At 47.5% G+C, this 22,906-nt stretch carries 25 protein-coding genes and 1 tRNA gene; 13 read left to right on the top strand and 13 right to left on the bottom strand.

Annotated features, from left to right (window positions below; translation table 11 throughout):
- The first annotated feature begins 7 nt into the window (after positions 1 to 7).
- The 8 genes from N530_RS0105370 to N530_RS0105335 all read left to right on the top strand — a co-directional run bounded on the left by N530_RS0105370 (position 8) and on the right by N530_RS0105335 (position 5,027).
- On the top strand, positions 8 to 544 hold the full coding sequence (locus tag N530_RS0105370; protein WP_026479854.1) for a ubiquinol-cytochrome C chaperone family protein: 537 nt from the start codon (positions 8 to 10) through the stop codon (positions 542 to 544).
- 12 nt (positions 545 to 556) lie between these two features.
- A complete protein-coding gene (locus N530_RS0105365; protein WP_081773895.1) occupies positions 557 to 1,156 on the top strand; it encodes a DUF177 domain-containing protein in 600 nt (199 codons plus the stop codon).
- Between the two features lie 109 nt (positions 1,157 to 1,265).
- A complete protein-coding gene (gene plsX / locus N530_RS0105360; RefSeq protein ID WP_026479852.1) occupies positions 1,266 to 2,342 on the top strand; it encodes a phosphate acyltransferase PlsX in 1,077 nt (358 codons plus the stop codon).
- A 5-nt stretch (positions 2,343 to 2,347) separates the two neighbouring features.
- Positions 2,348 to 3,319: a beta-ketoacyl-ACP synthase III gene (locus tag N530_RS0105355; protein WP_026479851.1), complete on the top strand. Its 972-nt coding sequence runs from the start codon at positions 2,348 to 2,350 to the stop codon at positions 3,317 to 3,319.
- A 96-nt stretch (positions 3,320 to 3,415) separates the two neighbouring features.
- Complete coding sequence (locus N530_RS0105350; RefSeq protein WP_018687584.1) at positions 3,416 to 3,727, top strand: integration host factor subunit alpha; 312 nt, start codon at positions 3,416 to 3,418, stop codon at positions 3,725 to 3,727.
- A gap of 73 nt (positions 3,728 to 3,800) precedes the next feature.
- Positions 3,801 to 4,367: a MerR family transcriptional regulator gene (locus N530_RS0105345; RefSeq protein WP_026479850.1), complete on the top strand. Its 567-nt coding sequence runs from the start codon at positions 3,801 to 3,803 to the stop codon at positions 4,365 to 4,367.
- A 220-nt stretch (positions 4,368 to 4,587) separates the two neighbouring features.
- Positions 4,588 to 4,664, top strand: a tRNA-Pro gene (locus N530_RS0105340).
- A 123-nt stretch (positions 4,665 to 4,787) separates the two neighbouring features.
- Positions 4,788 to 5,027: a GIY-YIG nuclease family protein gene (locus tag N530_RS0105335; protein WP_026479849.1), complete on the top strand. Its 240-nt coding sequence runs from the start codon at positions 4,788 to 4,790 to the stop codon at positions 5,025 to 5,027.
- A 358-nt stretch (positions 5,028 to 5,385) separates the two neighbouring features.
- Here the strand turns inward: N530_RS0105335 and N530_RS0105330 are convergent, their stop codons facing one another.
- The 4 genes from N530_RS0105330 to N530_RS0105315 all read right to left on the bottom strand — a co-directional run bounded on the left by N530_RS0105330 (position 5,386) and on the right by N530_RS0105315 (position 9,986).
- On the bottom strand, positions 5,386 to 6,639 hold the full coding sequence (locus N530_RS0105330) for an O-antigen ligase (RefSeq protein ID WP_026479848.1): 1,254 nt from the start codon (positions 6,637 to 6,639) through the stop codon (positions 5,386 to 5,388).
- Positions 6,636 to 8,192 (bottom strand): undecaprenyl-phosphate glucose phosphotransferase, encoded by a 1,557-nt coding sequence (locus tag N530_RS0105325; protein ID WP_026479847.1) that lies wholly within the window; start codon positions 8,190 to 8,192, stop codon positions 6,636 to 6,638. The genes N530_RS0105330 and N530_RS0105325 overlap by 4 nt, the downstream gene beginning before the upstream one ends.
- An 83-nt stretch (positions 8,193 to 8,275) precedes the next feature.
- Positions 8,276 to 9,445, bottom strand: coding sequence for a glycosyltransferase (locus tag N530_RS0105320; protein ID WP_051540772.1), 1,170 nt, complete (start codon positions 9,443 to 9,445; stop codon positions 8,276 to 8,278).
- Positions 9,423 to 9,986: a polysaccharide biosynthesis/export family protein gene (locus N530_RS0105315; protein WP_026317141.1), complete on the bottom strand. Its 564-nt coding sequence runs from the start codon at positions 9,984 to 9,986 to the stop codon at positions 9,423 to 9,425. The genes N530_RS0105320 and N530_RS0105315 overlap by 23 nt, the downstream gene beginning before the upstream one ends.
- 272 nt (positions 9,987 to 10,258) lie before the next feature.
- Here N530_RS0105315 and N530_RS0105310 point away from each other — a divergent pair, with 272 nt between their 5' ends.
- Positions 10,259 to 12,433: a GumC family protein gene (locus N530_RS0105310; protein ID WP_026479845.1), complete on the top strand. Its 2,175-nt coding sequence runs from the start codon at positions 10,259 to 10,261 to the stop codon at positions 12,431 to 12,433.
- A 33-nt stretch (positions 12,434 to 12,466) separates the two neighbouring features.
- Here N530_RS0105310 and N530_RS17465 read toward each other — a convergent pair whose 3' ends face one another.
- Together N530_RS17465 and N530_RS0105300 are read right to left on the bottom strand one after the other, a co-directional pair.
- Positions 12,467 to 13,645 (bottom strand): GNAT family N-acetyltransferase, encoded by a 1,179-nt coding sequence (locus N530_RS17465; RefSeq protein ID WP_155851923.1) that lies wholly within the window; start codon positions 13,643 to 13,645, stop codon positions 12,467 to 12,469.
- A 139-nt stretch (positions 13,646 to 13,784) separates the two neighbouring features.
- The gene (locus N530_RS0105300; protein ID WP_026479844.1) at positions 13,785 to 14,015 is read right to left on the bottom strand and encodes a DUF2842 domain-containing protein; all 231 of its coding nucleotides are present in this window, start codon (positions 14,013 to 14,015) and stop codon (positions 13,785 to 13,787) included.
- Positions 14,016 to 14,163: 148 nt separating this feature from the next.
- Between N530_RS0105300 and N530_RS0105295 the strand changes: the two genes are divergently transcribed.
- The gene (locus N530_RS0105295; protein ID WP_026479843.1) at positions 14,164 to 15,255 is read left to right on the top strand and encodes a COX15/CtaA family protein; all 1,092 of its coding nucleotides are present in this window, start codon (positions 14,164 to 14,166) and stop codon (positions 15,253 to 15,255) included.
- A gap of 1 nt (position 15,256) precedes the next feature.
- Here the strand turns inward: N530_RS0105295 and argC are convergent, their stop codons facing one another.
- The 7 genes from argC to N530_RS0105260 form a co-directional block, all read right to left on the bottom strand.
- Entirely contained in the window at positions 15,257 to 16,183 is a 927-nt protein-coding gene (gene argC / locus N530_RS0105290; protein ID WP_026479842.1) for an N-acetyl-gamma-glutamyl-phosphate reductase, read from the bottom strand.
- Positions 16,184 to 16,234: 51 nt separating this feature from the next.
- The gene (speB, locus tag N530_RS0105285; protein ID WP_026479841.1) at positions 16,235 to 17,182 is read right to left on the bottom strand and encodes an agmatinase; all 948 of its coding nucleotides are present in this window, start codon (positions 17,180 to 17,182) and stop codon (positions 16,235 to 16,237) included.
- Positions 17,183 to 17,327: 145 nt separating this feature from the next.
- Positions 17,328 to 18,368 carry a GTP pyrophosphokinase family protein gene (locus N530_RS0105280; RefSeq protein WP_026479840.1) on the bottom strand — a complete coding sequence of 347 codons (1,041 nt, stop codon included), beginning with the start codon at positions 18,366 to 18,368 and terminating at the stop codon, positions 17,328 to 17,330.
- A gap of 75 nt (positions 18,369 to 18,443) precedes the next feature.
- Positions 18,444 to 18,998, bottom strand: coding sequence for a 30S ribosomal protein S9 (gene rpsI, locus N530_RS0105275; RefSeq protein ID WP_018687596.1), 555 nt, complete (start codon positions 18,996 to 18,998; stop codon positions 18,444 to 18,446).
- A 5-nt stretch (positions 18,999 to 19,003) separates the two neighbouring features.
- Positions 19,004 to 19,468, bottom strand: a complete 465-nt coding sequence (gene rplM / locus N530_RS0105270) for a 50S ribosomal protein L13 (RefSeq protein ID WP_026317143.1) — start codon at positions 19,466 to 19,468, stop codon at positions 19,004 to 19,006.
- 235 nt (positions 19,469 to 19,703) lie between these two features.
- Complete coding sequence (locus N530_RS0105265; RefSeq protein WP_026479839.1) at positions 19,704 to 20,135, bottom strand: PaaI family thioesterase; 432 nt, start codon at positions 20,133 to 20,135, stop codon at positions 19,704 to 19,706.
- Position 20,136: 1 nt separating this feature from the next.
- Positions 20,137 to 21,030, bottom strand: a complete 894-nt coding sequence (locus N530_RS0105260; protein WP_026479838.1) for a hypothetical protein — start codon at positions 21,028 to 21,030, stop codon at positions 20,137 to 20,139.
- Positions 21,031 to 21,126: 96 nt separating this feature from the next.
- On the opposite strand from N530_RS0105260, the gene N530_RS0105255 reads away from it, so the two are divergent.
- From N530_RS0105255 to N530_RS0105245, 3 genes are read left to right on the top strand one after another with little or no spacing between them, the layout of a single operon-like run.
- The gene (locus tag N530_RS0105255) at positions 21,127 to 21,936 is read left to right on the top strand and encodes an enoyl-CoA hydratase (protein WP_026479837.1); all 810 of its coding nucleotides are present in this window, start codon (positions 21,127 to 21,129) and stop codon (positions 21,934 to 21,936) included.
- Positions 21,936 to 22,367 carry a VOC family protein gene (locus N530_RS0105250; protein ID WP_026479836.1) on the top strand — a complete coding sequence of 144 codons (432 nt, stop codon included), beginning with the start codon at positions 21,936 to 21,938 and terminating at the stop codon, positions 22,365 to 22,367. Before N530_RS0105255 ends, N530_RS0105250 begins: the two co-directional genes overlap by 1 nt.
- Positions 22,368 to 22,388: 21 nt before the next feature.
- The gene (locus N530_RS0105245; protein ID WP_018687602.1) at positions 22,389 to 22,817 is read left to right on the top strand and encodes a CoA-binding protein; all 429 of its coding nucleotides are present in this window, start codon (positions 22,389 to 22,391) and stop codon (positions 22,815 to 22,817) included.
- Positions 22,818 to 22,906 lie beyond the last annotated feature (89 nt).

Here is a 22,906-nt window from a genome sequence, read left to right as displayed (position 1 = left end):
TTGCATTATGATTATGTCACTGTTTCGACCAAAAAAACAAAATCCGAACGAGATAATCGTTTCTAAGCTCTATGCACATATTATTGAAGCTGGTCGTCAGCCGGTCCTTTATGCCGAATGGGGTGTGCCTGATACGCCGATAGGCCGCTATGAAGCCATCGGACTTCACATGATATTGTTTCTTTTCCGCACACGCAGCACATCGCCTGCATTAGAAGAGCTGAGCCAAGATGTGCTTGATGAGTTCTTTTTGGAGCTAGATCACTCTGTGCGCGAGCTCGGTGTGGGGGACGCGGGTGTTCCCAAGCGTATGAAAAAGCTGGGAAAAATGTTCTATGGGCGCATGGGGCCTTATTGGAAGGCTTTGGATGATAATAATATTGATGCATTAAAAGACGCGCTTGTCCGTAACATTACGCCCGATAGCAAAGAACAGCTAGCATCTGAAGCGCTGGCTCAATATATGATCACGAGCGCTGCTCATTTGGCCAAGATTGATGAGGATCAATTGTTGCGCGGCGAAATTAATTTTCCTCAACCGTAAGGTAATTTGCGAATGAATGAGAATCATATGGATGAAAATGCATCTGGCTCAGCTTTACCAAGCCCCATATCGCAAAAAATCAACGTATTAAAGCTGCCTGCGAAGGGGCTGAACGTGAAGATTGAACCGGACGCGGATGTACTTGCGGCGCTGGCTAAAAGCATGGGCGTGCTGTCGATATCGTCATTGTCTGCAAAGTTGAACATCAAGCGCTGGCATAAGGACGGTGTGAGAGTATCTGGGCCCCTAAAAGCGCAGCTTTATCAGGAATGTGTGATTACGTTGGAGCCTGTGGAAGAGACGGTCAACGAAGAAATAAACGCGGTTTTTGTGCCTGAAACGTCGAAATTGGCAAAGCCTGCTGTTACTGGCGAAGCTAATGAATTGTTGATTGATGCTGAAGGCGACGATGTGCCGGAAGTCTTTCAATCGCCATTTTTGGACGTGGGAGACATCGCGGCGGAGTTTTTTGCACTTGAGATCAATCCATATCCGCGTATTGACGGGGCAGAGGAAGAAGCTCAAAAGTTTGCAGAAGAAAGCGCTTCAGATAAGGCTGACGCCAAAGAAAATCCCTTTGCAGCGCTTGCAGCTTTAAAAGACAAGCTGTGAAGCTTTGAGGAAAAGCTTGTTCGCTGCCATAAAACCGTTATTTTCGTCTTGTTCAAGAGAACATGAAAATAACCTGAATTAAATAATTAATAAACGGGACGGTTCAGTTTTGGTCACAATATCAGTGGATGCGATGGGCGGCGATCATGGCCCGTCGGTACTCATACCCGGCGCAGCAATCGCGCTAGAGCGTCATCCTGAGTTAAAGTTTATTTTTTATGGCAAAGAACCTGAAGTTCAGCCTGAAATTGATAAGTTTCCCAAATTAAAAGCCGCCAGCACATTCGTGCATTGCGATGTGTCTGTGCGTATGGATGACAAGCCGTCTCAAGCCTTGCGGCAAGGGCGCTGGAAGTCATCGATGTGGAAGGCTATTGAGGCCGTTAAAACCGGTGAGGCGGATGTTTGTGTGTCTGCTGGCAATACGGGCGCACTCATGGCTATGTCACGCTTTTGCCTGCGTACAATGGCAGATATTGAACGCCCTGCTATTGCTGCGATTTGGCCGACTTTACGCGGAGAGAGCATCGTTCTGGATGTTGGCGCGACGATTGGCGCTGATGCACAGCAATTGGTTGATTTTTCCGTCATGGGCGCTGCAATGGCGCGCGCAATGATTGAAAATCCACGCCCGACTGTTGGTCTGCTTAATGTGGGCGTTGAAGAGATCAAAGGCCAAGAAGAAGTAAAAGAAGCAGGGCGCTTGCTGCGCGATGCGGATTTGCCAACATTGGAATATCACGGTTTCGTTGAAGGCGATGATTTAGGCAAAGGCACGGTTGATGTTGTCGTGACGGAAGGTTTTTCGGGCAATATTGCCCTTAAAACAGCTGAAGGCACAGCGCGGCAAATCGGCGAATATTTACGCGCCGCCATGGGGCATTCATTGATGTCTAAGATTGGCTATATGTTTGCGCGCAGTGCGTTTAAGCGCTTGGGCGAAAAAATGGACCCGCGCAAAGTTAATGGCGGTGTTTTTCTGGGCCTCAATGGCATTGTGATCAAAAGTCACGGCGGCACTGACAGCGAAGGGTTTGCGGCTGCTTTGGATATGGGCCACGATATGGTTCGTAACGAGTTGCAAAGAAAAATCGATATAGATATCAAGCAGTTCCATACACGTCAGGGACGCAGTTCACCTGCGGTAACAGTGCCGGAACTCAACGAAAACAAGAGCGAAAAGTAGATTCAATGATCCGATCAGCGGTAATAGGTGTTGGTAGTGCTTTGCCAAAGCGCGTTATGCCGAATGCAGAATTCGAGCAAAAAATTGACACAACATCGGAATGGATAGAGCAGCGTACTGGCATTAAGCAGCGCTACATAGCTGGTGAGGGGGAAACCTCCGCATCGCTTGGCGAAACTGCCGCGCGCGCAGCATTAGACAATGCGGGTTTGACGCCAGATGATATCGATTTGATCATCTGCGCCACATCAACGCCTGACAATACGTTTCCAGCGACTGCCGTTAATATTCAAAACCGTCTCGGAATGAAACACGGTGCAGCTTTCGATCTGCAAGCTGTTTGCACAGGGTTTGTTTATGCAACGACAACCGCTGACCTTTACATACGCGGCGGTATGGCAAAGCGGGTTCTGGTCCTTGGTGCAGAAACATTTTCGCGTTTGCTGGATTGGGAAGATCGCACAACATGCGTTTTGTTCGGCGATGGGGCAGGCGCTATTATACTGGAAGCCGTTGAAGGCGTTGGTTTAACGTCGGATCGCGGTATTCTAGCGGCTCATTTGCGCTCAGATGGTAGCCACAAAGAAAAACTCTATGTGGATGGTGGCCCTTCAACGACCGGAGACGTTGGCCATTTACGGATGGTTGGCAAGGAAGTTTTCAAACATGCTGTTGGCATGATCACAGACGTGATCGAAGATTCCTTTGAAACTGCAGGTATTACTGGCGAGCAGATAGATTGGTTCGTTCCCCATCAAGCAAATCGCCGTATTATTGATGCTTCAGCTAAAAAATTAGGTATACCCGCAGAAAAAGTGGTTATTACTGTTGATAAACATGGTAATACTTCTGCAGCGTCTGTACCTTTAGCACTTTCAGTCGCAGTTGCTGATGGACGGATCAAGAAAGGTGACTTGGTTTTACTTGAAGCAATGGGTGGTGGATTTACTTGGGGCGCAGTATTATTACGTTGGTAACTTAATTTAGCGCTTTAGAAGTCTATTGGCCTTGATTCACTACAGTAATTTCTATAACTTTCGCCGATACCACGAAACTTTGAGGGGAAACGCCAAATGACGGACAAGACGTTGACACGTTCTGACCTGTCGGAGGCTGTATATCGGAAGGTGGGCCTATCCCGCACCGAGTCGGCGCTTTTGGTTGAAATGATCATCGATGAGATTTGCGATGCCATTGTGCGAGGCGAGACAGTAAAGCTTTCCTCCTTCGCAACATTTCAGGTTCGTTCGAAGAACGAGCGGATCGGCCGGAATCCTAAGACAGGCGAAGAGGTGCCCATCACGCCGCGGCGTGTGGTTACATTCAAAGCCTCAAATGTCCTTAAGAATCATGTAATTGAAGGTTTCCGCCGTAGCTCACGTTAACTAGGCTATGATCAGGAGCGTTGATTCGCCTCGCTTAGTATGTGCGATATGTGATTTTAGGTAGGTGTTGATTATGGATAAGAGTCCAGACGCGTTTCGCACGATCAGTGAAGTTGCTGATGAGTTGGATTTGCCTCAACACGTACTGCGCTTCTGGGAAACACGCTTTAGCCAAATCAAGCCGCTGAAACGCGGTGGTGGTCGCCGTTATTATCGGCCCGCTGATCTCGATCTTCTGCGCGGTATTCAGCATCTTCTTTATGAAGAAGGCTACACCATTAAGGGTGTACAGAAAATTTTACGTCAAAACGGGGTACAATTTGCCATTGCTATTGGCACAGGCGACCTGAGTGCATTGGAAGAAATGTCCAAGCGCAACCAAGAAGCTGCGCATGCACAAGCTGAGGAAGCCGATAAAGCTTCTCAGCAACTACGCGAGAACGCAAAATCTGACACTATGGACGAAAACGTGCTTGTCGGAGAAGCAAAAGCGAAGGGGCGCGGGCTTTTCAATCGCAGCAAAAACGCAAAAGAAGATGCGATCGCTGGCGAAGGCATGAGCCGAGATAACCGAACATTGTTGCAAGAGGCGCTATTCGATCTTCTTGAGTGCAAACGTTTATTAGATCAGGCGCGCTAAATATTCTTGAGGCTTAACCGCAAGTTAATATCTACCCCGTATTTCTTGCTTACTGGATTTAACACCAGTCTTTTACTCACTTAACTCATACCGCTTCCTTTTTTGGATAGCGGTATTTTTTTGCCTACATTTTCGTTTGTTATGGGCTCTGTAAGATTACAGAGCTCTGTTCAATTGCAGTCTTGTCTGGTGATAAAGAGGCAGCTATAGCGATGATAGTCGGAGCGTAGCGCAGCCCGGTAGCGCACTCGCCTGGGGGGCGAGGGGTCGTGGGTTCAAATCCCGCCGCTCCGACCATCCGCCTTCGCTGATTTTGGCAAAACCAAAATCTAGCTACGGCGTGATTGGGCGGAAGCCAATCAAAGCCGGAGCGTGCGAAGCGGGTGTCACGATGAAGCCCGAAGGGCGAAGGCGGACTACATGAAATATGTATACATGCTTCAAAGCGAATCTGATCCTGACAGATATTATACCGGTTGTACTATTGATCTTAAAAAGCGTCATAGCGAGCATAACAAAGGGGAATCTAGGCATACAAAGAAATTTGCTCCATGGAAACTCGTTGGATATATCGCTTTTCCCGATCATGATAAGGCAGATAAATTCGAAAGATATTTAAAATCTGGCTCCGGTAGAGCATTTGCTAAGAAGCATTTTTAGGTTGGAATCTATCCCTTTGCTTACATATGAATGACTCATTTTCAGATATGCGTTCCCTTACTGCTCAAGAGCTAGAGTTGGCACAATGGATGCTGAATAATGGAAATAAAAAGCAGCTTCCTTTTTAGAATAGTTGGAAGCAGTGCAAGCAACTTTATGGCGTTGCCCGTGCGGCTGTGCCAGCTTTAACCTTGCTGTGAATGGAAAAGAGCCGTCCAATCTAGCTCCTTTGCATATACTAGAGGATTTTATTTTATTGGCTCTGAGGAATTGCGCCCATCCTAATTTTGTATCTTTAGGCAATGGAAAAATAAGTAAAATTAATCTTTAATTGTTCAAATCCCGCCGCTCCGACCACTTATTGAGAATCAGCAAGCTTATTTTGGTGATAATTTTCCGCCGCTATACAGCCCCATATGATGCCCAGCAGCAAAAAGAAGTGCCGCCAATGGTCTGTGTCGATCACATTGCCAATGACGATATGGCCGATGAAGATAATATAGGTACACAGCAAGTATGGTTGCCAAGGCCGATTACGAAAGAGAATTTTCAGACCAGCGCCCAAAGTCCAAACCATAAGCGTGACATAGGCAAAAAAGCCAAGCCATGAATAATCAAACAGAGCTTTGAGCCAGATATTATGTGTATCTTCGCCAAACATCTCACCGAACTCAAGAATACCGATGCCGAACGGGTGCTCCGTCGCCATCATATATCCAATCCAGTGGCGGGCAAAGCGTCCCAGACGCGCGCCATCATAGTCCTGCACCAATTGAGCGCGTGTGAAAAAGATATCGCGCACGGCTTCAAATTGTAGCGCTATGAGAAGTGCAACACTAACCGCGATTAGCGCACTTATAGCCAATAGTGTCACGCGCACACGAAAACGGCCCGACGGGTTGGATATCAGGAGCGCCGCTGTTAGCAGGAGTGCACTAAGAACAAAAAGCCCCCAGCCTGCGCGTGAAAACGATAGAAATATACCAAGCGCAATGACAAGAAGCATCGCCATATATGGCAGTGATTTGATCGCGGGGCGTACCAAGATTTGATGCAAGCAGAAGAGCGCTGGTAAGCACAAAAACGGCGCAAAAACATTGGGATCCTGAAAGGCGCCTTTCGCGCGCCCAAAGCGCAAGAAGAGGTCAGCACTTGGCATTGCGCCGAAATAGGCAAGAATACCGATTGTGCCTGTAATGAGCGCTGCAGCCATATAGCCAGAGAAAATGACCCTAAGCAGGCTTGGCCTTGCCGCAATGACGGCGGCAAAGAAGATTGATGTCAGCCCGAGGAAAAATGAAACGGCGACATAGATAACTTGGCTCGACCAATTATCCATCGTCATTAATGATACAATGCCGCCAACATTGAACAGAAGTATCAAGACAACGAGCGGTGAAATAGAGGCTGGAATTTTAAGCCCCAGCAAAGCCCAAACGCCAATCAGGCCAGCCATGAAAAGCTCATAAGGCGCTGGTTCAGCGATTACAAATCCGCTTAAAAACGCGCCGGTCCATAACGCGAAACCGCTTAAAATCGCGATCAAAGCGCGATTTTTTTCAGCAAGCGTTAGGCCATTTGGGGCACCGTAATGTAAGCTGGTATCGGTCAATAGGCATTATCCGATTTTGTGAACAAGCTGATGGGCGTCATGAATAAGATGCGTAGATCAAACATCAGCGACCAGTTTTCTATGTAATAGAGATCGCATTCAGTGCGCATTTTGATTTTGTCATCATGGTCGATTTCACCGCGCCAACCATTGATCTGAGCCCAGCCAGTAACACCGGGTTTCACACGGTGGCGCGCGAAATATCCATCAACCACTTCACCATAAAGCTTTTCACGTGTTTGCGCGTGAACGGCATGGGGGCGTGGCCCAACAAGCGATAGGTCGCCGCGCAAAGCATTGAAAAACTGCGGTAATTCATCAATTGACGTTTTGCGAATAATGCGGCCAACAGGGGTTACGCGCGGATCGCCTTTCGTGACCGATTTTCTAGCCGTTAGGTCCTGCTGATCTACAAACATCGAACGGAACTTGTAAACGCGAATGATCTCATTGTTAAAACCATGGCGTTCTTGCACGAAAATGGCTGGTCCCTTTGAGGTCAATTTCACAGCAAGATAGGCACCCAGCATAATTGGCGAGAGCAGCGTGATGCCTAGGACAGAAAAGAAAATATCAAAGGCACGCTTTGCGACAGAATCCCAATCGCGGATAGGGCGGTCAAAAATGTCGAACATAGGAATGTTGCCGACATAAGAATAAGTGCGTGGGCGGAAGCGCAAATTGTTTGAGTGTGCCGATAGGCGGATATCAACCGGAAGTACCCACAGTTTTTTCAGCATCGCCAAAACACGATCTTCTGCATCAAGCGGCAAAGCAACAATCAGCATAGAAATGCGTGCACGGCGTGAAAATTCCACTAATTCTTCGATATTGCCAAGTTTCGGGTATCCAGCGACAATCGGCGGCGAGCGTAGGTCATCGCGGTCATCAAAGAGGCCGCAAATGCGAATGTCATTATCGGCTTGTTGCTCAATCGAGCGGATCAGTTTTTCAGCAGGTTTTCCGCCGCCAACGATGACCGCGCGGCGCTCCATAATGCCGTTGCGGCCCCATCTGCGCACACAAAAATTGAGCATGAGACGTTCAAAGAATAGGAAAATGACGCCGCCAATATACCAAGAGGCGAGCCAAACGCGCGAAAAGTCTTCTGAAATCTTTAAGAAGAAGGCACCAATCAATAAGATAGCAAAGGTCGATGTCCACGCCAGAAGAACTTTTGGAAATGTGCGGAAAGAGCGCCTAAGTGCACTGGTTTGATAAAGGTCTAATACTTGAAAAAAAGCAATGGTGAGGACTGCGCCAATGGCGGAGGATAGGAGGTAATGCCAAACCAATCCGTTTGCCACAGGCGTCCATTTCACGCCGACATAGACGACCATAATCGCAATGCCGATCGCAAAAAGTACAAGCGCTTCACCCAGCCGCATAAAGCCGGTCAACATCGCAGGCGATACCGTATCCACACGGTATTCAGCGGCAATACGCGCTGCAAGATCGTTCAACTTGCCCGGTTTTACGACAAGCATTTCGCCGTCGTCATAATTGGCGACAGCAGTACGAGAGTATTTTTCTTTTGGATCAATATTGGTCATTTGTTTGCATACCCACGGGGCGGTTGTGACGACAATAGAGCCGCAACCCTAAGAAACGCTTGATAAAAGCTGTACCATTCGACTTATTTTCGTCGAGACTTTGCTTTGTAATAGGCTTCAAGTACCCAGTTTGACATTGTGTCGATTGAGAATTCTTTTCGTAAATCAGTATGATCAGGCATTCGTGCCATGAAATCATCAGGATTTTCAGATGCAAATCGCATCCGAGCCGTCAAAGAATCGACATCAGGCTCAATGAGCACGTCTTTTGCTTTTCCAAAGATTTCAGGAATGCCGCCAACATTGGTCGCGATCAGTGGACGCTGCGCGGCCAAGGCTTCCAAAATAATATAAGGCATCGCCTCAGCGCGCGAAGGCATAACCACGGTTTTAGCCAGTGAAAACGCTGTTCGAGCAGGCATTGGCGGGCGCAACGTAACGTTGGTCTGCAGTTCACGTTCTTTTATGAGGGTATGAATTTCTTCGCGGTCAGGGCCTTCGCCCACCATAACAGCGCTGATGTTTTGCGCGCCTTCAGCTTTTAATCTGGAAAGCGCACGCAGCATAAGGTCTGGTCCCTTGAGCATCCGCATTTCGCCAATAAACAAAAAGTCGGCGGCATCATCGGCAAGGGTGATGGGTTCGAATTCATCTTCCGCAAGCCCGTTGTAAATAACCCGTGACGGACATTTTGGCGTGCCAACCTTGCTGCGATAGGCGCTGGCCTCAAAGTCGGCAACAAAACAAAGGCAGTCCGTTAAGCGTTCGAGAATTTTCTCAATAACGAAATAAATCTTGCCGTTTTTACTGGCAGGATCAAAATGAAGGCTGCCGCCATGGGGCGAATAAAGCCGCGCAGGGCGTCCGTGATCGGTGCTTATTAGCGAGCCGCAAATACGGGCGTAAACGCCGCCTTTTGCGCCATGCCCATGCACAACATCAGGGCGCAGCGATTTAATCAGATTGCGAATTGTCATTGTAGAAGTGATGTCAGATGGCCCAACACTTCTGCTCATTGCGGTGCGCGTAATTCCCAAAGAAAGGTGAGGTTCAAGCTGTTCAAGCAATGCTTCATTATAGCCTGCCGGACCACTGGCATCACATATAATACCAACCTCATGGCCGAGTTTTGCATGCGCAAGTGCAAGGTCTCGAACATGGCGCAACACACCGCCCATAGGTGCGCGCAATATATGGACGATGCGTAACGTTTCTGGTTTATGCACTGGACTAGAAAATCCGTTCGCGGACATAGACAGTATCGCCTGGCATAACGGGATCAGAAATGAGAACCCGTCCGGTCATTACTTTACCATTGATTTGGCGTGTAATATCCGCATTGCTCTGATTGGCCCGTGAAGAAAAACCACCTGCGCCGGCAACGGCCATTTGTACTGTCATGCCCGGCCGATAAGAATATTGGCCCGAAGCGCCAACTTCACCCATTACAAAGATTGTGCGGTATGCGGCAACTTCCGCAGAAACGTCAGGATCGCGTAAGTAACCATTGCGCAAAGATGCTGCGATTGCGCCTTCGATTTGCTGGACAGTACGTCCGCGTGCTGCGATTGCGCCAACCAGTGGGAATGAAATGTAGCCTGATTTGTCGACATTATATGTATTGGTCAGATCGTCTTGACCAAACACGGTAACCCGAATCTGATCTCCGGCATCCAACATATAGGGTTGATTGATGATATCGTGAAATGCGGGCGGTGCAGGGCGGTAACCTGTGCAAGCACTTAAACTCGCCAAAGCAATGCTTAGTGCGATCATTCGTGTGGTTGTTTTCATACTCATCATAACGCGTTCCGGTCAGAATCTGCGCACGTTGCGCAATAAAACTCAGCCCCTTTATCGCGCTGTTAAGGTTAATGGCTGGTAAAAAACTGGTCAAAGAGCGGTCAATTCCTTGGCGTATCCGCCGTCAGCGCCCAAAGCTTAACCCTTCAGTTACCTTTGCGAACAAAGCTTTAAGGGCAGGTTTACTCTATGGTTACCATGTTGCTTTAGAAGGTGGGTGGGTAAGTGTTTAGTCGTTTGTATTTTGAGTTGGAGTTATGAGTATGTCGGATCAAGTCCAGTCACGCGACGCCGATATTGATATGGGACGTTTGTTCGGTGCTGTTTGGCGCGATAAATTCCGTATTATTATCATCGCCCTCATACTCACAGCCGTTGTTTTTGGGTTGCTGAGTATGGTTTCTCCAAAATATAAAGCGGACACGCGTGTATTGCTGGATTTAAATGAATCCGTTTACACCCGCCCATCGACAGATAACCAACCAGCAGAACAGCCTTTAATTGACGTTGAAAGTATTGCCAGTCAGATCGAAATTATTCGCTCATCAGATTTGTTGCTCAAAGTTGCTAAAGAATTGAAACTTGGAGAAATGGCCGAGTTTTCCTCAGAGCAGAATGTTTCCGCTTTTAAAGAAGGTCTTATTGCCTTTGGCTTGGTCGATGACCCGCGTGAATTGACGGCAGGAGAAAATGAATTGCCGGGCGAACAGCGTATTCTCAAAGCGATGCGTGAGCGCTTGGAAGTTTATTCTGCCGAGCCTGCACGTGTCGTCGTTATTGAATTTGAATCGACAGACCCCAAACTTGCCAAAGCCGTTCCTAACGCCATTGCAAAAGCTTATGTGTCACTGGAGAGCCAATCTCAACGTGATACGAGCGGGCAGGCGGCTGACTTTCTAGCGTCTGAAATCGCACAGCTACAGCGCAGCCTATTTGAAGCTGAAACGCGGGTGGAAGACTTCCGCGCTTCAAATGATCTTTTTCAAAGTGAAAACGACGGCACACTTGCGAGCCAGCAACTTGGCGAATTAGCATCAGAGCTTTCACGGGTTCGCGCCGAACGTTCAAGTGTTGAAGCGCGGGTTCTATCTGTTGAGCGCGCACTGGAAAGCGGCGCTGCTCTTGATACATTGCCGGATGTGATCTCTTCAGCGCTCATTGAGCGATTGAGTGAGCAGCAGGTTCGTTTGAACGCACAAATTGCGGATCTATCAACGACGCTGCTGCCTGCGCATCCGCGTATCAAGGCATTGCGATCTCAAATTAACGATCTTAACCAGCAAGTGCGTGAACAAGCTGAACGCGTGTTGCAAGGATTGCGCAACGAGGCTTCGATTAACCGCGAGCGGGAACAAGATCTCATAAGCGCACTGAACGAGCAAAAAGCTGCCACATCGCAGGTGAGCGGACAGGAAGTCGAGCTTAGAGCGTTGGAACGTGAAGCAGCATCACAGCGCGCATTGCTTGAAAGCTATTCCTTGCGTTTCCGTGAGGCAAAATCGCGTGGTGAGCGCGAAGATGTGCCAGCCAAAGCACGCATTATTTCTCCGGCTTTAACGCCGATTGAAGCTGCGTTTCCAAAAATGGTTCCGCTCTTGGGCGCAACATTTGTTGGCTCGCTCATCATTATGGTTCTTGTGACATTAATGAGCGAGTTGTTTTCTGGTCGCGCTTTGGTGCCTGTTGCTGCGGCCCGTGCAAAACCTGATGAGGACAATGTTGTTGCGATGCCCGTTGCCATGCCTGTCGTAATGCCGGTTGCAAACAATGCACCCAAAAGCGCAGCCGCCGTTTATCAAAAACGCGAGGAACATGTTCCTGAACCAGAATATATAGCAAACGACAATTTCTCAGTCGCTTCGCTTGCCAATCAACTTATCGAAAAGGGTGCCGGCCGTGCCATTATTGTATCGCCAGAAGGTGATGCAGGCAGCATGTGTTCTGTAAGCCTTGTTCGGCATTTAGCAGATGAGGGATTGCGTGTCGTTCTTGTTGATTTAACGGGCACTGCTGCATCTTCGCAGCATATGCTCGCAGACTTTACATTGCCCGGCATTACCGAGCTTTTGGCCTCGCAGGCACCTTACTCAGACGTTATTCACTGCGATGCGGCAACACGGGCCCATATTATCCCGACAGGCAATGCAGACGCTGTTTTGGCGATGCGTGCGATTGATCGCTTGCCAATGATTATGGATGCGCTGAGCTCTGCTTACGATCTAGTTGTGGTTGATTGCGGGCCAACGGATGCAAGTGGTCTTAAAAGACTGACAACACCGGAAAGCGAAATTATCATATCGATGGTGGAGCCAGATTCAAATCAGGTTGTTGCTGCTGCAGAAGATCTGGTTGCTGGCGGCTATGAGGATGTGTTGATCGTCACGTCAGGCAATGTCGATGCGCCATTGCCGCCGACATCAAACCGATATCACGCATAATCTAAAAGTTTGAGTTAGGTGCTGAACAAATGTTCAGCGCCTAAACAAGTTTCCAACATGTTTGCGGGCAGTCTTCACTTTTGCCCACACGAATGTGTTGGTCTTAACGGCTTTGACAATGCGGCCACGCAAAATACGCAGCGTGGTTTTTAGCTTACCCTGTGCGCTAATTGGAATGTGGGTTTCGCGGTGCCATGTTTCGATTTCGCACCAGCGGCGTTTATAAAACTCATCACCGACGCCAAAGTCATAAATATCATAGCCTCTTGCACATGCTGTTTCGATTGAATTGAAAAACAACAAATCGCCTGGACCGCAATCTGCGAACTTTTCTGCAAAAGTGCCAAACTCAACGGTTTGGCGTCCTTTATGGTGTGTGCACCCAATGATAGCCGCAGGTTCATCATCACAATAAACGGCTTGCAATGTGTGTGTCGGTTTATCGAGCGCACAGCTGTCTTTAAACATTTTGCCAAACATGTTGCGAACAGATGGATCAGCAAAAACGTCATAAAGACCAAGCTCTTTGAACCGTGCCGTTTTCATTTCATAGAACGCATCGAGTACAGCTTCGACATCATGGCAAGGCACTTGTTCAACATAACGCACAGTGCCGAACGTCTCTAGCTTGCGCATATGGCTGCGTTGCCGCTTGCGCTTGCGTTTGCCGTGGTGGCGCTCTTGAACGCCTTCAAATCCGCCCTCAAGGCTCAGCGATAGCGCTACATTCGGGCTGGCTTGACTGCTTTCGAAAACAAACGGGTTCTTGATGCCATCCCATTGCTCATGTTGACGTTCAAGAAAGAGAGCATCCGCCGCACAATTGAGATTTCGCAATTCTTTCGATATTTCTGAAATCGTAATGTTTGAAAGGGCGAGAATATCGTCGCGCTTTCCGACGGGAAAATTACCATTCGCATGAGATTCGCCGCAATAGATTGCCGTCTTCTTAGCCTGCAACTCCAATGGTAATAAAACATCGCCATAGCCATGTTTATTGAAAATGAGAAAGAGTGGTTTGGCTGTATCGTTAGAAAGCCATGCGGACAGGAATATTTTTGATTGGTAGCCGGTTGTCACCACATCATCAGATAATTGGTCGACATAAGACAGCGCTTCTTGTCTATCCGTGATCGCACGAACTGAGAAGGCTGCGCGTGTTCGGGTTTTCCGATCACTTGTGGCCGACGTATTTTCTAATATGTGTGACATATCCAATCCTGTTTGCGTAAGGATTGCATGTGCAAGTTTCAAATGTTTTAGCGTTTTGAACTTGCTGCTTGATTTAGCGCGTTTCCACCGTAATCTTTCAAAACATGGTTTTTGAAAGGTTACTTGGTTTATTCAAATTCTATTGTTTGTTTCTCTCAATTTCTTTTTTGCTGGGTCTAAGCATCCAAGAAATGACAAACATCGCAGGGACCACCCATAAAAGACCAGAAAGGCCGAAAAACGCTAAATGGATATACCATTCGCTATCGGCCAGTCGGTATGTGGCCACAGTGGTGGCAACCAATGCGTAAACAATCACCATTGTTACGAGCAGAAGCATCCCGATAAAAGATTTTAGACGTGTCGGCATTAATTCGTCCCAATTGGTAATATTCGTTTCTTGACCTTTGCCATCAAACCGAGGCGTTTGGCAACAAATGTCCGCGACAAACCGACACTTGTATGAAGGCAGCTATTTTGCGAAATAGCGCGTTACATAATGAATGGAAATTACCCTCATGTCACAGCCAGAACAAAATAGCCTTCAGCGCGAATTGAAAAACCGCAAAATGGTGCGCCAGTGGCTTTATTTCACAGCGTTGATGTTGCTGTGTCTGGTTATTGTTGGCGGTGCGACGCGTCTGACCGATTCTGGCCTTTCAATCACAGAGTGGAAACCAATTCACGGCGTCGTGCCGCCATTGACTGATGCTGCTTGGGAAGAGGAGCTGCAAAAATATCGCCAGATTCCTGAATATCAGCTGGTCAATAAAGGCATGTCGATGGATGAGTTCAAATTCATCTTTTGGTGGGAGTGGGCGCACCGCTTTTTAGCGCGCAGCTTGGGCCTCGTCTTTGCATTGCCCATGGCTTTTTTCTGGGTAACAGGCAGATTAGACAACCGTATCAAAAAGCCGCTTGTGGGCTTGCTTGCCTTGGGTGGTTTGCAAGGCTTTATCGGCTGGTGGATGGTGTCGTCAGGTTTGAGCGAGCGGGTTGATGTGAGCCATTATCGTTTGGCAACCCATCTTTGCATGGCCGCATTGATACTCGCGCTTATAATGTGGGTCGCGCGCGGCATTGCCCCGCATCGCAATGATCTCAAACCAACCGCCAATTCATCATTCATAGGCGGTGTTTTAGCCATATTGATCTTCTTTCAGATTTATCTTGGCGCGCTTGTTGCCGGCATGGATGCAGGACTTGTCTTTAATGAATGGCCAATGATGGGGAATAGTTTTTTCCCATCGGTAATGTGGGAAGCATCGCTAGGCTGGCATAATCTGGTTGAAAATCCGGCAATTGTGCAGTTCGTTCACCGCACGGGTGCCTATGTCGTTTTGGCCGCCGTTTTGCTGCATACCATCATTTGTTGGCGCTGGGCCGCTGGTTCAACCCACACATGGCGTGCCACAATGCTGCTTATCTTAGTGATAGGTCAGGCGATTGTTGGTATTGCAACGCTGCTAACGGAGGTCCAGCTGGATTGGGCACTCGTGCACCAAGGCTTGGCATTTATAGTTCTAGCATTTGCGGTTGCGCATTGGCGCGGGCTTGTTGGGCCGCTACCGCTAAAAGATGGCCGTGCACATACGCACGGCCTCACTTAAATTAGGCTTGAAGCATCAAGTTAAGGTTTTGAACAGCTGCGCCTGATGCGCCTTTGCCCAAATTGTCCAATGAAGCAATAAGGTTGATTTGCTTGCCGTCTTCACGCGCGCAAACATAAAGCTTCATGCGGTCGGTTCCCGCCATTTCAGTTGGATCAATGCGCGCCAAACCGTCAGTTACAGCGTTAGGAACAATCTCAACGATGTCTTGGTCTGCATAATGAGCAGCAAGCGCTTGATGAATAGTTTCGCGAGAGGCACCATTCATCGCATCTGCATGCAGCGGAATATTGACCAGCATGCCTTGAGCAAAACGGCCAACATTTGGCGTAAAAATTGGATCAAGTGTAAGATCGCTACGCACTTTTATTTCAGGCACATGTTTGTGCTTCAAACTAAGCGCATAGGCAAAATAAGGTGCCTCTATTGCGTCATCACGCGTGGCGTCTTCCATCTGCGCAATCATCTGCTTGCCGCCGCCTGAATAGCCAGAAACCGCATTTATGGTCACTGGATAGGTGCTCGGTAATAGACCCGCTAAGGTGAGGGGACGCAGCAAGGCAATCGCGCCTGTTGAATAACAGCCCGGATTCGTGACATTTTGCGCGTGGATGATTTTCTCGCGCTGGCCCGGCTCGCTTTCTGCAAAACCATAGATCCAGCCATCAGCAATACGGTGCGCAGTTGACGCATCAATAAACCGTGTGCCGGAATCTTCAGCCAGTGCAACAGCTTCGCGCGCAGCATCATCTGGTAAACATAGAATCGCAATATCAGCATCGCGCAGCATTGTTGTTCGCTTTTCATTGTCGCGCCGATCTTCCATCGCAAGCGATAAAAGATTGATGTCATCGCGTGCAGCAAGCCGCTCTGCAATTTGCAAGCCAGTGGTTCCGTGCTCGCCGTCAATAAAAACTGATTTAGTCATTTTGATTCTAATTCCAAAAACTTAGCCGCATTTGCGGAATCAATGTGTGAACTACTTCTTCTTCTGTTCAGCAAGCAGGCCCAAATAATACATAGCAACAGAAGCGCCCGCGATTGCCGTGATATCGGCGTGATCATAGGCTGGGGCAACTTCTACAATATCCGCGCCAACAATGTTGAGCGAGCCAAGGCCGCGCAATACACCAAGCATTTTTGCCGTAGATGGACCACCCGCAACGGGCGTGCCGGTGCCAGGTGCATAGGCCGGATCAAGGCAATCAATGTCAAAGGTGATATAGCAAGGCATGTCGCCAACGCGCTCTTTGATTGCTTTTACAATCTCGGCGATACGCATTTCTTCAACATCATAACCATACAGCATTTTAATGCCGCAATCTTCTGGCGCATGGGTGCGGATGCCGATCTGAATGGAGTGTTCAGGATCAATCGTTCCGTCGCGCACAGCACGCCCAACAAATGAACCATGGTCAATGCGTTTGCCATCATCAAACCAAGTGTCCTGATGGGCATCAAACTGAATAAGAGCCATTTTTCCATATTTGGCAAAATGCGCTTTTAAAGTTGGCCACGTAACATAGTGATCACCACCGATTGTGATGAGTTTGGCACCCGATTCAACAACTTTTGCCGCTTCTTTTTCAATGCGTTTTGGCGTCTGGCTGTGATTGCCATAATCTAAAAGAACATCGCCGCGATCAACAACAGCCAGATTTTCAAACAAATCTGCATCAAATGGATATTGCGGATCATTATCAAAAATTGCTGAAGCACGCCGAACCGCTTGCGGGCCAAAACGTGCGCCGGGACGGTTAGAGACCGCAGCATCAAAAGGTACGCCCATCACCGCGACATCAACACCGCTAAGTGATTTGGAATATTTGCGGCGCATGAATGACAACGCACCTGCATGCGTTGGGTCTTCTGCTGCTGCATTGAGAGTACGTGCTGTAAAAGCGTTGTCGATTTTGGTCGATGGCATAGTTTTAATCCTAATTAAGTAACGCGCTAAAAGAATACCCAATTGATCGAGTTCGAAATGCCATGAACCAGATGAAGGTAGATAATATATTACAGATAAGTGAGAGAAGCTTATTCAAAACATATATTTAGAAGTCGCTTTACCGCTATTCAATATCCGACTCCCAAAACGGTTCCAATTCCTCTTCTAATTCTACACTATGGTCACTAAATATTTTGAGGGCATCTGGGTATTTGAGTTCAAGTTTTTTCAAATAACGTTTGTCAATTACATTCCAGTTCCCATTGTGTGCGCGTTGCATATATCTGGGCAGATCATACCATGTTAAAATACTTCGTAAAAATCCATAGTAGTTAGTTGTTGTTTCTTCTGACATAGCTTCCAATGCAATTTCATCAAAAATATTAGCAAGTTCGCTAATATCTTTAATGCCGAAATCTCGAACTTCTTCGGCCAGCTTTTCGTCAACTTTAGCAGCCTCTTCGACTAAATCGATATTAAATTTTATTGCCGCTTCATTTAAAAACTTCTTCAGGGTAAAGCTATCGATCTCTTGCTTTTGTATTGGTTGGGTGGTGATTTTTTTCTTATATTCTTCAATGTCTGTAATTATTTTACTGAAATTGCGATCAGCGATTTCCAACATGCCAGCATATAAATTCACTTCTCTACGGATTTTTTTTGGTAACCCGCCATCAAGTTTGTAGCTTCGATCATGGGCCAACTCAGCCCATGCATGTTGAAGAATGGTTCGAATCTGTATTTCAAATTGTATCTTTCTGAACCCAGAATATTCTTCGAGTTCGCATCTTTTAGGATCAAAAGTGCAAACGAAATGGCTAGAGCGGTAGCCGACTCTGTCAGTTCCAAGCCCTCCGTTCTCCTCGTAGCTATTCTTTTCGTCGATTTGAAATGTTTCTTTAATCAGTTCGATAAAAACTTGCAGATTGTCTATAAAGTGCACAACAATTCTAACACCAACTATATCCTGCATCTCTCGAGCGGGATCTTTATAGCTTTTTGTTTTTATTTTTAGGGCGCAAGAATCTCTTGTCTTTATTCTGTTCTCTATTGAGACGAACTCAATTGCTCTCTGCCGAGCAATATTGCGAATTAGCGATTCCACTGCATCGCCAAGAGCATTAAACTTTTGTTCGTTCTCAACGTAATAATTATCAAAATCCATTTGGTATAAATGCACAAAAAAAGCGGGGCTGAAAAGCCCCGCTCAATGCAGCTGACAATAAATGCCAGTTTATTTTTATCGTTTTGAGAACTGGAAAGAACGACGGGCTTTTGCGCGACCGTATTTCTTACGTTCAACTGTACGGCTGTCGCGTGTTAGGAAGCCGTCTGGCTTCAGAACGCCGCGCAATGATGGTTCCATATATGTCAAAGCCTTTGAAATGCCGTGACGAACAGCACCAGCTTGACCAGAAAGACCACCACCAGCAACACTGATTACGATGTCGTATTGTGTTTCGCGGTTCGCTGCGATGAGCGGCTGCTTAATAACCATCTGCAAAACAGGACGGGCAAAGTATTCAGTAAAGTCGCGTGACTTAACTGCTTTGACCTTCTCTTTGCGGGCTTTAGAGCGAACATCGCGCTTTTTAGGCTCACCAACGATTGTGATTTTACCAGAACCTGGCTTCAACCATACACGTGCGACAGCGTCTTTACGCTTGCCAGTTGCATAGGCACGGCCATATTCATCAACTTTTTTCTCGTAAACCGGTGCAGCTTCAACAGCAGCTTCGGCAGAGATAGCGCCAGTTGCTGCGCCCAGTTCTTCAAGTGAATTAATTTCAGCCATTTGGATCAACCAACTTTCTTGTTCTTGGAGTTCATTGCGCCAACATCAAGCGTTTCTGCTTGTTGAGCTGTGTGTGGGTGCTCAGAGCCAGCGTAAACGCGAAGGTTTTTCATCTGACGACGACCAAGCGGACCACGTGGGATCATACGCTCAACAGCTTTTTCAAGAACGCGCTCTGGGAAGCGACCAAGAAGAAGTTGGTCAGCTGTGCGCTGCTTGATGCCGCCTGGGTGGCCTGTGTGCCAGTAATAAATTTTGTCGCTGCGTTTTTTGCCTGTGAAGACAACTTTGTCAGCGTTGATAACGACAATATTGTCACCATCATCAACATGCGGTGTAAATGTAGGCTTGTGCTTGCCGCGAAGACGGTGAGCAATAATAGAGGCAAGACGACCAACGACGAGACCTTCAGCGTCGATAATCAGCCACTTTTTCTCCACCTCGTGAGGCTTCTGCGAAAATGTGCGCATAAGAGTTTCCTTTAGATATCCGTCACCAGTCGGTTCAGGCTTTTTTTGTTGCTTGTATTTGGGATGCAAATTGATCGCATATTCCAAAAAATAAACCGCACAAAACAGAAGCTTTGCGCGATAGAGCTGCGTTTACTGAGGGTGAGGGGCACTGTCAAGTGATATTGAAAACGTCAAAACGTAAATGTTAAGCAAAAACAGTGACTTAACAGTGTGGTATTATTTTACCGTATAATTATTTCGATGGAATTGAATATGTTGCCGTTGCTTGGGCCACAATCGTCTTATTTTCATCCAATATATCGCAATTAACAACAGCAAGCCTTTTACCAAGTTTTAGCAAGGTCGAGACGCAATTAAGCGGGCCGGGCTTAGGCTTATGCATGAAGTTGATATTGAGATTGGTCGTAACGGTGTGCTTCATCGGGCCGATATGAGCAAGAATGACCAGATAAGCACAAACATCTGCCAGCGCGAAAAGTGTTGGCCCTGAAACGGTGCCGCCGGGACGTAAATGCCGCGCAATTGGGTCAAGGCGAAGCGTTGTTTTTGCTGGAGAAACATCAACAACTGAAAATACACGGCCATCGACATGAACTTCTGAAAACTGCGTATCAAGAAAATGCTCAATAGCAGACGCAGTCATCACTGGTTTAAATTCAGTCATTTTAATTCTCCGGTCTCGGTGTCAAAATCGTTCCGATAATGAAATATGAAAAGTAAATGGCAATCAGCACCTGAGAAGCGATCATCATATTGTTATTGACGGATTGCGCGCCAAGGACACCAAGACCAACAAAAGATGCAAGCGCAAGCCCCATAAGTATGCGCATAAACAGGCGCCGTCCTTTTGCTTTTGGGGTTCCTATAAAAATAGCGGCAATTGGAATTATGAGCATGATACACAGCATGATGATGCCGCCAACTTCATTGGGAATGGCACGCAGCGCTGAATAAAACGGCAAAAGATACCATTGCGGCAGGGCAGGATCGTTTCCCCCAGCTGTCGCGGAAGTATCGGCTCCGCTAAAAAGAACGCTTCCTAAAAGCAGTGCGAACATCAAAAGGATGCCCAGTACAACAATTCGCTCCAGCGTGCCTTCGCCATGGCTATTGATTTTGAAATAGGCAGTCATGCTCGCCCCAAGTATCAATAAGAAAATCAATGCGCCAAGATCAGAAAGATTGAGGCCAATAAGCGTCATATTTTGTATAAATTTACCAATATAGGGCCCGACAGTGGGAGCGGTGGTAATGCCGGAAGTTAATTGGCTGGCTGGGATAAGGTAGCCTGAGAACCTTATTGACTCGCTCACGAGCAGAGCTAGAACCAATAATATCCATGTCGTTTTGCGCGATCCGCTAAAATTATTGCGCGCGATACAAAATCCCATATGTACGAATGTTAGAAGATAGAGCGCGCCGATAATGAAATCCGTTTCACCGCGAAGCCATGCAAGCGCTGCGTTCAGCGCAACAAAGGTCAATGCACATAAGTGCAGCGTCGAGACGCTCCAGAAATCATAGCGTTCGTAGCTGACTGTGTTTTGTTGAGCGCTCATATGAACAAATCCATTGTAACAAGTCGTCGGCCACCCTTGTCACTTGGAGCCTGACACTGGTAGTTTGAAATCGATATTCAACTGGAAGCTAAAGCCATGTCAGCCGTCCCGCAATCGGAAAATAAAATTCTATTATCGCTGCAAAAAGATGCCATTTTGCATTTGACGCTCAACAATGGTTCAGCGAACACATTGTCGATTGCGTTGATGACAGCATTGCGTGATGCAATTGTTGCCGCCGGCTCTGATGATAGCGTGCGCGTCATTGTCATTGGTCATGCGGGTAAAGTGTTTTCCGCCGGCCATGATTTAAAAGAAATGACAGCCAGACGTGCGGATGCAGATAAGGGGCAGGCGTTCTTCACGCAGACATTTGATCTGTGCTCGGAGCTAATGTTGGCAGTCAATGAATGTCCAAAGCCCGTAATCGCGGTCATTAATGGCTTGGCAACGGCCGCAGGCTGCCAACTGGTTGCAACATGTGATTTGGCAATCGCGACCGACAAGGCAACCTTTTGTACTCCCGGTGTTAATATCGGCTTGTTCTGCTCAACGCCAATGGTCGCTCTCACGCGCAATGTTCACCGCAAACAAGCAATGGAAATGCTGCTGACTGGCGAGACGATTGAGGCAGGCGATGCCAAAGAATATGGCTTGATTAACCGCATTGTTCCCGAAGATTATCTGGATCAAGTGGTTACAAAATATGCGACCATGATCGCTTCAAAATCACAAATGACCGTCAAAACGGGCAAGCAGGCATTTTACGCACAAGCAGAGATGGGGCTTCGTGAAGCCTATGATTACACATCCAAAGTGATGACGGAAAACATGCTGGCAGGCGATGCGTGCGAGGGCATTGAAGCTTTTATTGAAAAGCGTGAAGCAAAGTGGAGTGACCGTTAATGGTATTTGAGCCACGTTTGACGATGATAACGCTGGGTGTTGAGAACATTGAACGCTCCACCACATTTTACGAAAAGCTTGGCTTTAAAAAGTCTTCAGCCAGCCAAGACAGCGTCACTTTTTTTATCACGAGCGGTACGGTTTTAGGACTGTTTGGTAAAGCGGCTCTGGCTGATGATGCAGGTGTCGAAGATATGCCCGTGCAATATCGCGGTGTTTCGATCTCCCATAATCTTGATGATGAACAGGCCGTGGACGAGGCGTTTGCGCATGCAATCAAGTGCGGCGCTACGGCGACCAAACAGCCTCATAAAACGTTCTGGGGTGGCTATTCAGGCTATTTCGCAGATCCCGATGGTCATCTTTGGGAATTAGCACATAATCCATTTGCGCCACTTGATGAAAACCGCAACATGCCGTTGCCCGAATAATTTTTGCCGGAGTAATACTTTTTGGACCACGATATTTATGAAGATGCGTTTTTGCGCGATGTGCTGACCACAGTGAAAACCATCGCAGTCGTTGGCGCGTCTGCTAACCGCGACCGACCTAGCAACCGGGTGATCGGGTATTTAGTCGACAAAGGTTACACGGTCTTTGCCGTCAATCCGGGTCATTCAGGCCGTATCATCAACAAAGCGATGACTTACGCATCCCTTGCCGATATTCCGGAGCCGATTGATATGGTCGATGTATTCCGCGCGCCGGAGCATTTGTTCGGCGTGATCGAAGAAGCGCTCGATCTGACGCCGCAGCCTAAATACATTTGGTCACAGCTCGGCGTGCGCGATGATAAAGCGGCACTGTTTGCTGAGGAGCAGGGGCTGGTTGTTGTGCAAGACCGCTGCCCTGCCATTGAGATACCACGACTGAGGCTTTAACCAGATTATAATTTCAGCAAATTGCTTGAAATGCATGTATATGCCCGCTCATTCGAGCTTTGTTAGAAAATCCTTCCTTTGCAAAGGCG

Origin of the sequence: Ahrensia sp. 13_GOM-1096m, from assembly GCF_000620605.1 — a bacterium.
Classification (GTDB): domain Bacteria; phylum Pseudomonadota; class Alphaproteobacteria; order Rhizobiales; family Rhizobiaceae; genus Ahrensia; species Ahrensia kielensis.
This window is presented reverse-complemented; position numbering and strand designations above follow the sequence as displayed.

What these genes read in the sequence shown, in the direction of transcription:
- N530_RS0105365 (WP_081773895.1), top strand. Translation starts at nt 557, where the DNA reads ATGAATGAGAATCATATGGATGAAAATGCATCTGGCTCAGCTTTACCA.
- N530_RS0105315 (WP_026317141.1), bottom strand. Translation starts at nt 9,986, where the DNA reads ATGAAAACAACCACACGAATGATCGCACTAAGCATTGCTTTGGCGAGT.
- N530_RS0105265 (WP_026479839.1), bottom strand. Translation starts at nt 20,135, where the DNA reads ATGACTGAATTTAAACCAGTGATGACTGCGTCTGCTATTGAGCATTTT.
- rpsI (WP_018687596.1), bottom strand. Translation starts at nt 18,998, where the DNA reads ATGGCTGAAATTAATTCACTTGAAGAACTGGGCGCAGCAACTGGCGCT.
- N530_RS0105280 (WP_026479840.1), bottom strand. Translation starts at nt 18,368, where the DNA reads ATGGATTTTGATAATTATTACGTTGAGAACGAACAAAAGTTTAATGCT.
- N530_RS0105355 (WP_026479851.1), top strand. Translation starts at nt 2,348, where the DNA reads ATGATCCGATCAGCGGTAATAGGTGTTGGTAGTGCTTTGCCAAAGCGC.
- N530_RS0105335 (WP_026479849.1), top strand. Translation starts at nt 4,788, where the DNA reads ATGAAATATGTATACATGCTTCAAAGCGAATCTGATCCTGACAGATAT.
- N530_RS0105320 (WP_051540772.1), bottom strand. Translation starts at nt 9,445, where the DNA reads ATGTCCGCGAACGGATTTTCTAGTCCAGTGCATAAACCAGAAACGTTA.
- rplM (WP_026317143.1), bottom strand. Translation starts at nt 19,468, where the DNA reads ATGCGCACATTTTCGCAGAAGCCTCACGAGGTGGAGAAAAAGTGGCTG.
- N530_RS0105250 (WP_026479836.1), top strand. Translation starts at nt 21,936, where the DNA reads ATGGTATTTGAGCCACGTTTGACGATGATAACGCTGGGTGTTGAGAAC.
- N530_RS17465 (WP_155851923.1), bottom strand. Translation starts at nt 13,645, where the DNA reads ATGTCACACATATTAGAAAATACGTCGGCCACAAGTGATCGGAAAACC.
- N530_RS0105310 (WP_026479845.1), top strand. Translation starts at nt 10,259, where the DNA reads ATGTCGGATCAAGTCCAGTCACGCGACGCCGATATTGATATGGGACGT.
- N530_RS0105295 (WP_026479843.1), top strand. Translation starts at nt 14,164, where the DNA reads ATGTCACAGCCAGAACAAAATAGCCTTCAGCGCGAATTGAAAAACCGC.
- N530_RS0105350 (WP_018687584.1), top strand. Translation starts at nt 3,416, where the DNA reads ATGACGGACAAGACGTTGACACGTTCTGACCTGTCGGAGGCTGTATAT.
- N530_RS0105370 (WP_026479854.1), top strand. Translation starts at nt 8, where the DNA reads ATGATTATGTCACTGTTTCGACCAAAAAAACAAAATCCGAACGAGATA.
- N530_RS0105260 (WP_026479838.1), bottom strand. Translation starts at nt 21,030, where the DNA reads ATGAGCGCTCAACAAAACACAGTCAGCTACGAACGCTATGATTTCTGG.
- speB (WP_026479841.1), bottom strand. Translation starts at nt 17,182, where the DNA reads ATGCCATCGACCAAAATCGACAACGCTTTTACAGCACGTACTCTCAAT.
- N530_RS0105325 (WP_026479847.1), bottom strand. Translation starts at nt 8,192, where the DNA reads ATGACCAATATTGATCCAAAAGAAAAATACTCTCGTACTGCTGTCGCC.
- N530_RS0105255 (WP_026479837.1), top strand. Translation starts at nt 21,127, where the DNA reads ATGTCAGCCGTCCCGCAATCGGAAAATAAAATTCTATTATCGCTGCAA.
- argC (WP_026479842.1), bottom strand. Translation starts at nt 16,183, where the DNA reads ATGACTAAATCAGTTTTTATTGACGGCGAGCACGGAACCACTGGCTTG.
- N530_RS0105345 (WP_026479850.1), top strand. Translation starts at nt 3,801, where the DNA reads ATGGATAAGAGTCCAGACGCGTTTCGCACGATCAGTGAAGTTGCTGAT.
- N530_RS0105300 (WP_026479844.1), bottom strand. Translation starts at nt 14,015, where the DNA reads ATGCCGACACGTCTAAAATCTTTTATCGGGATGCTTCTGCTCGTAACA.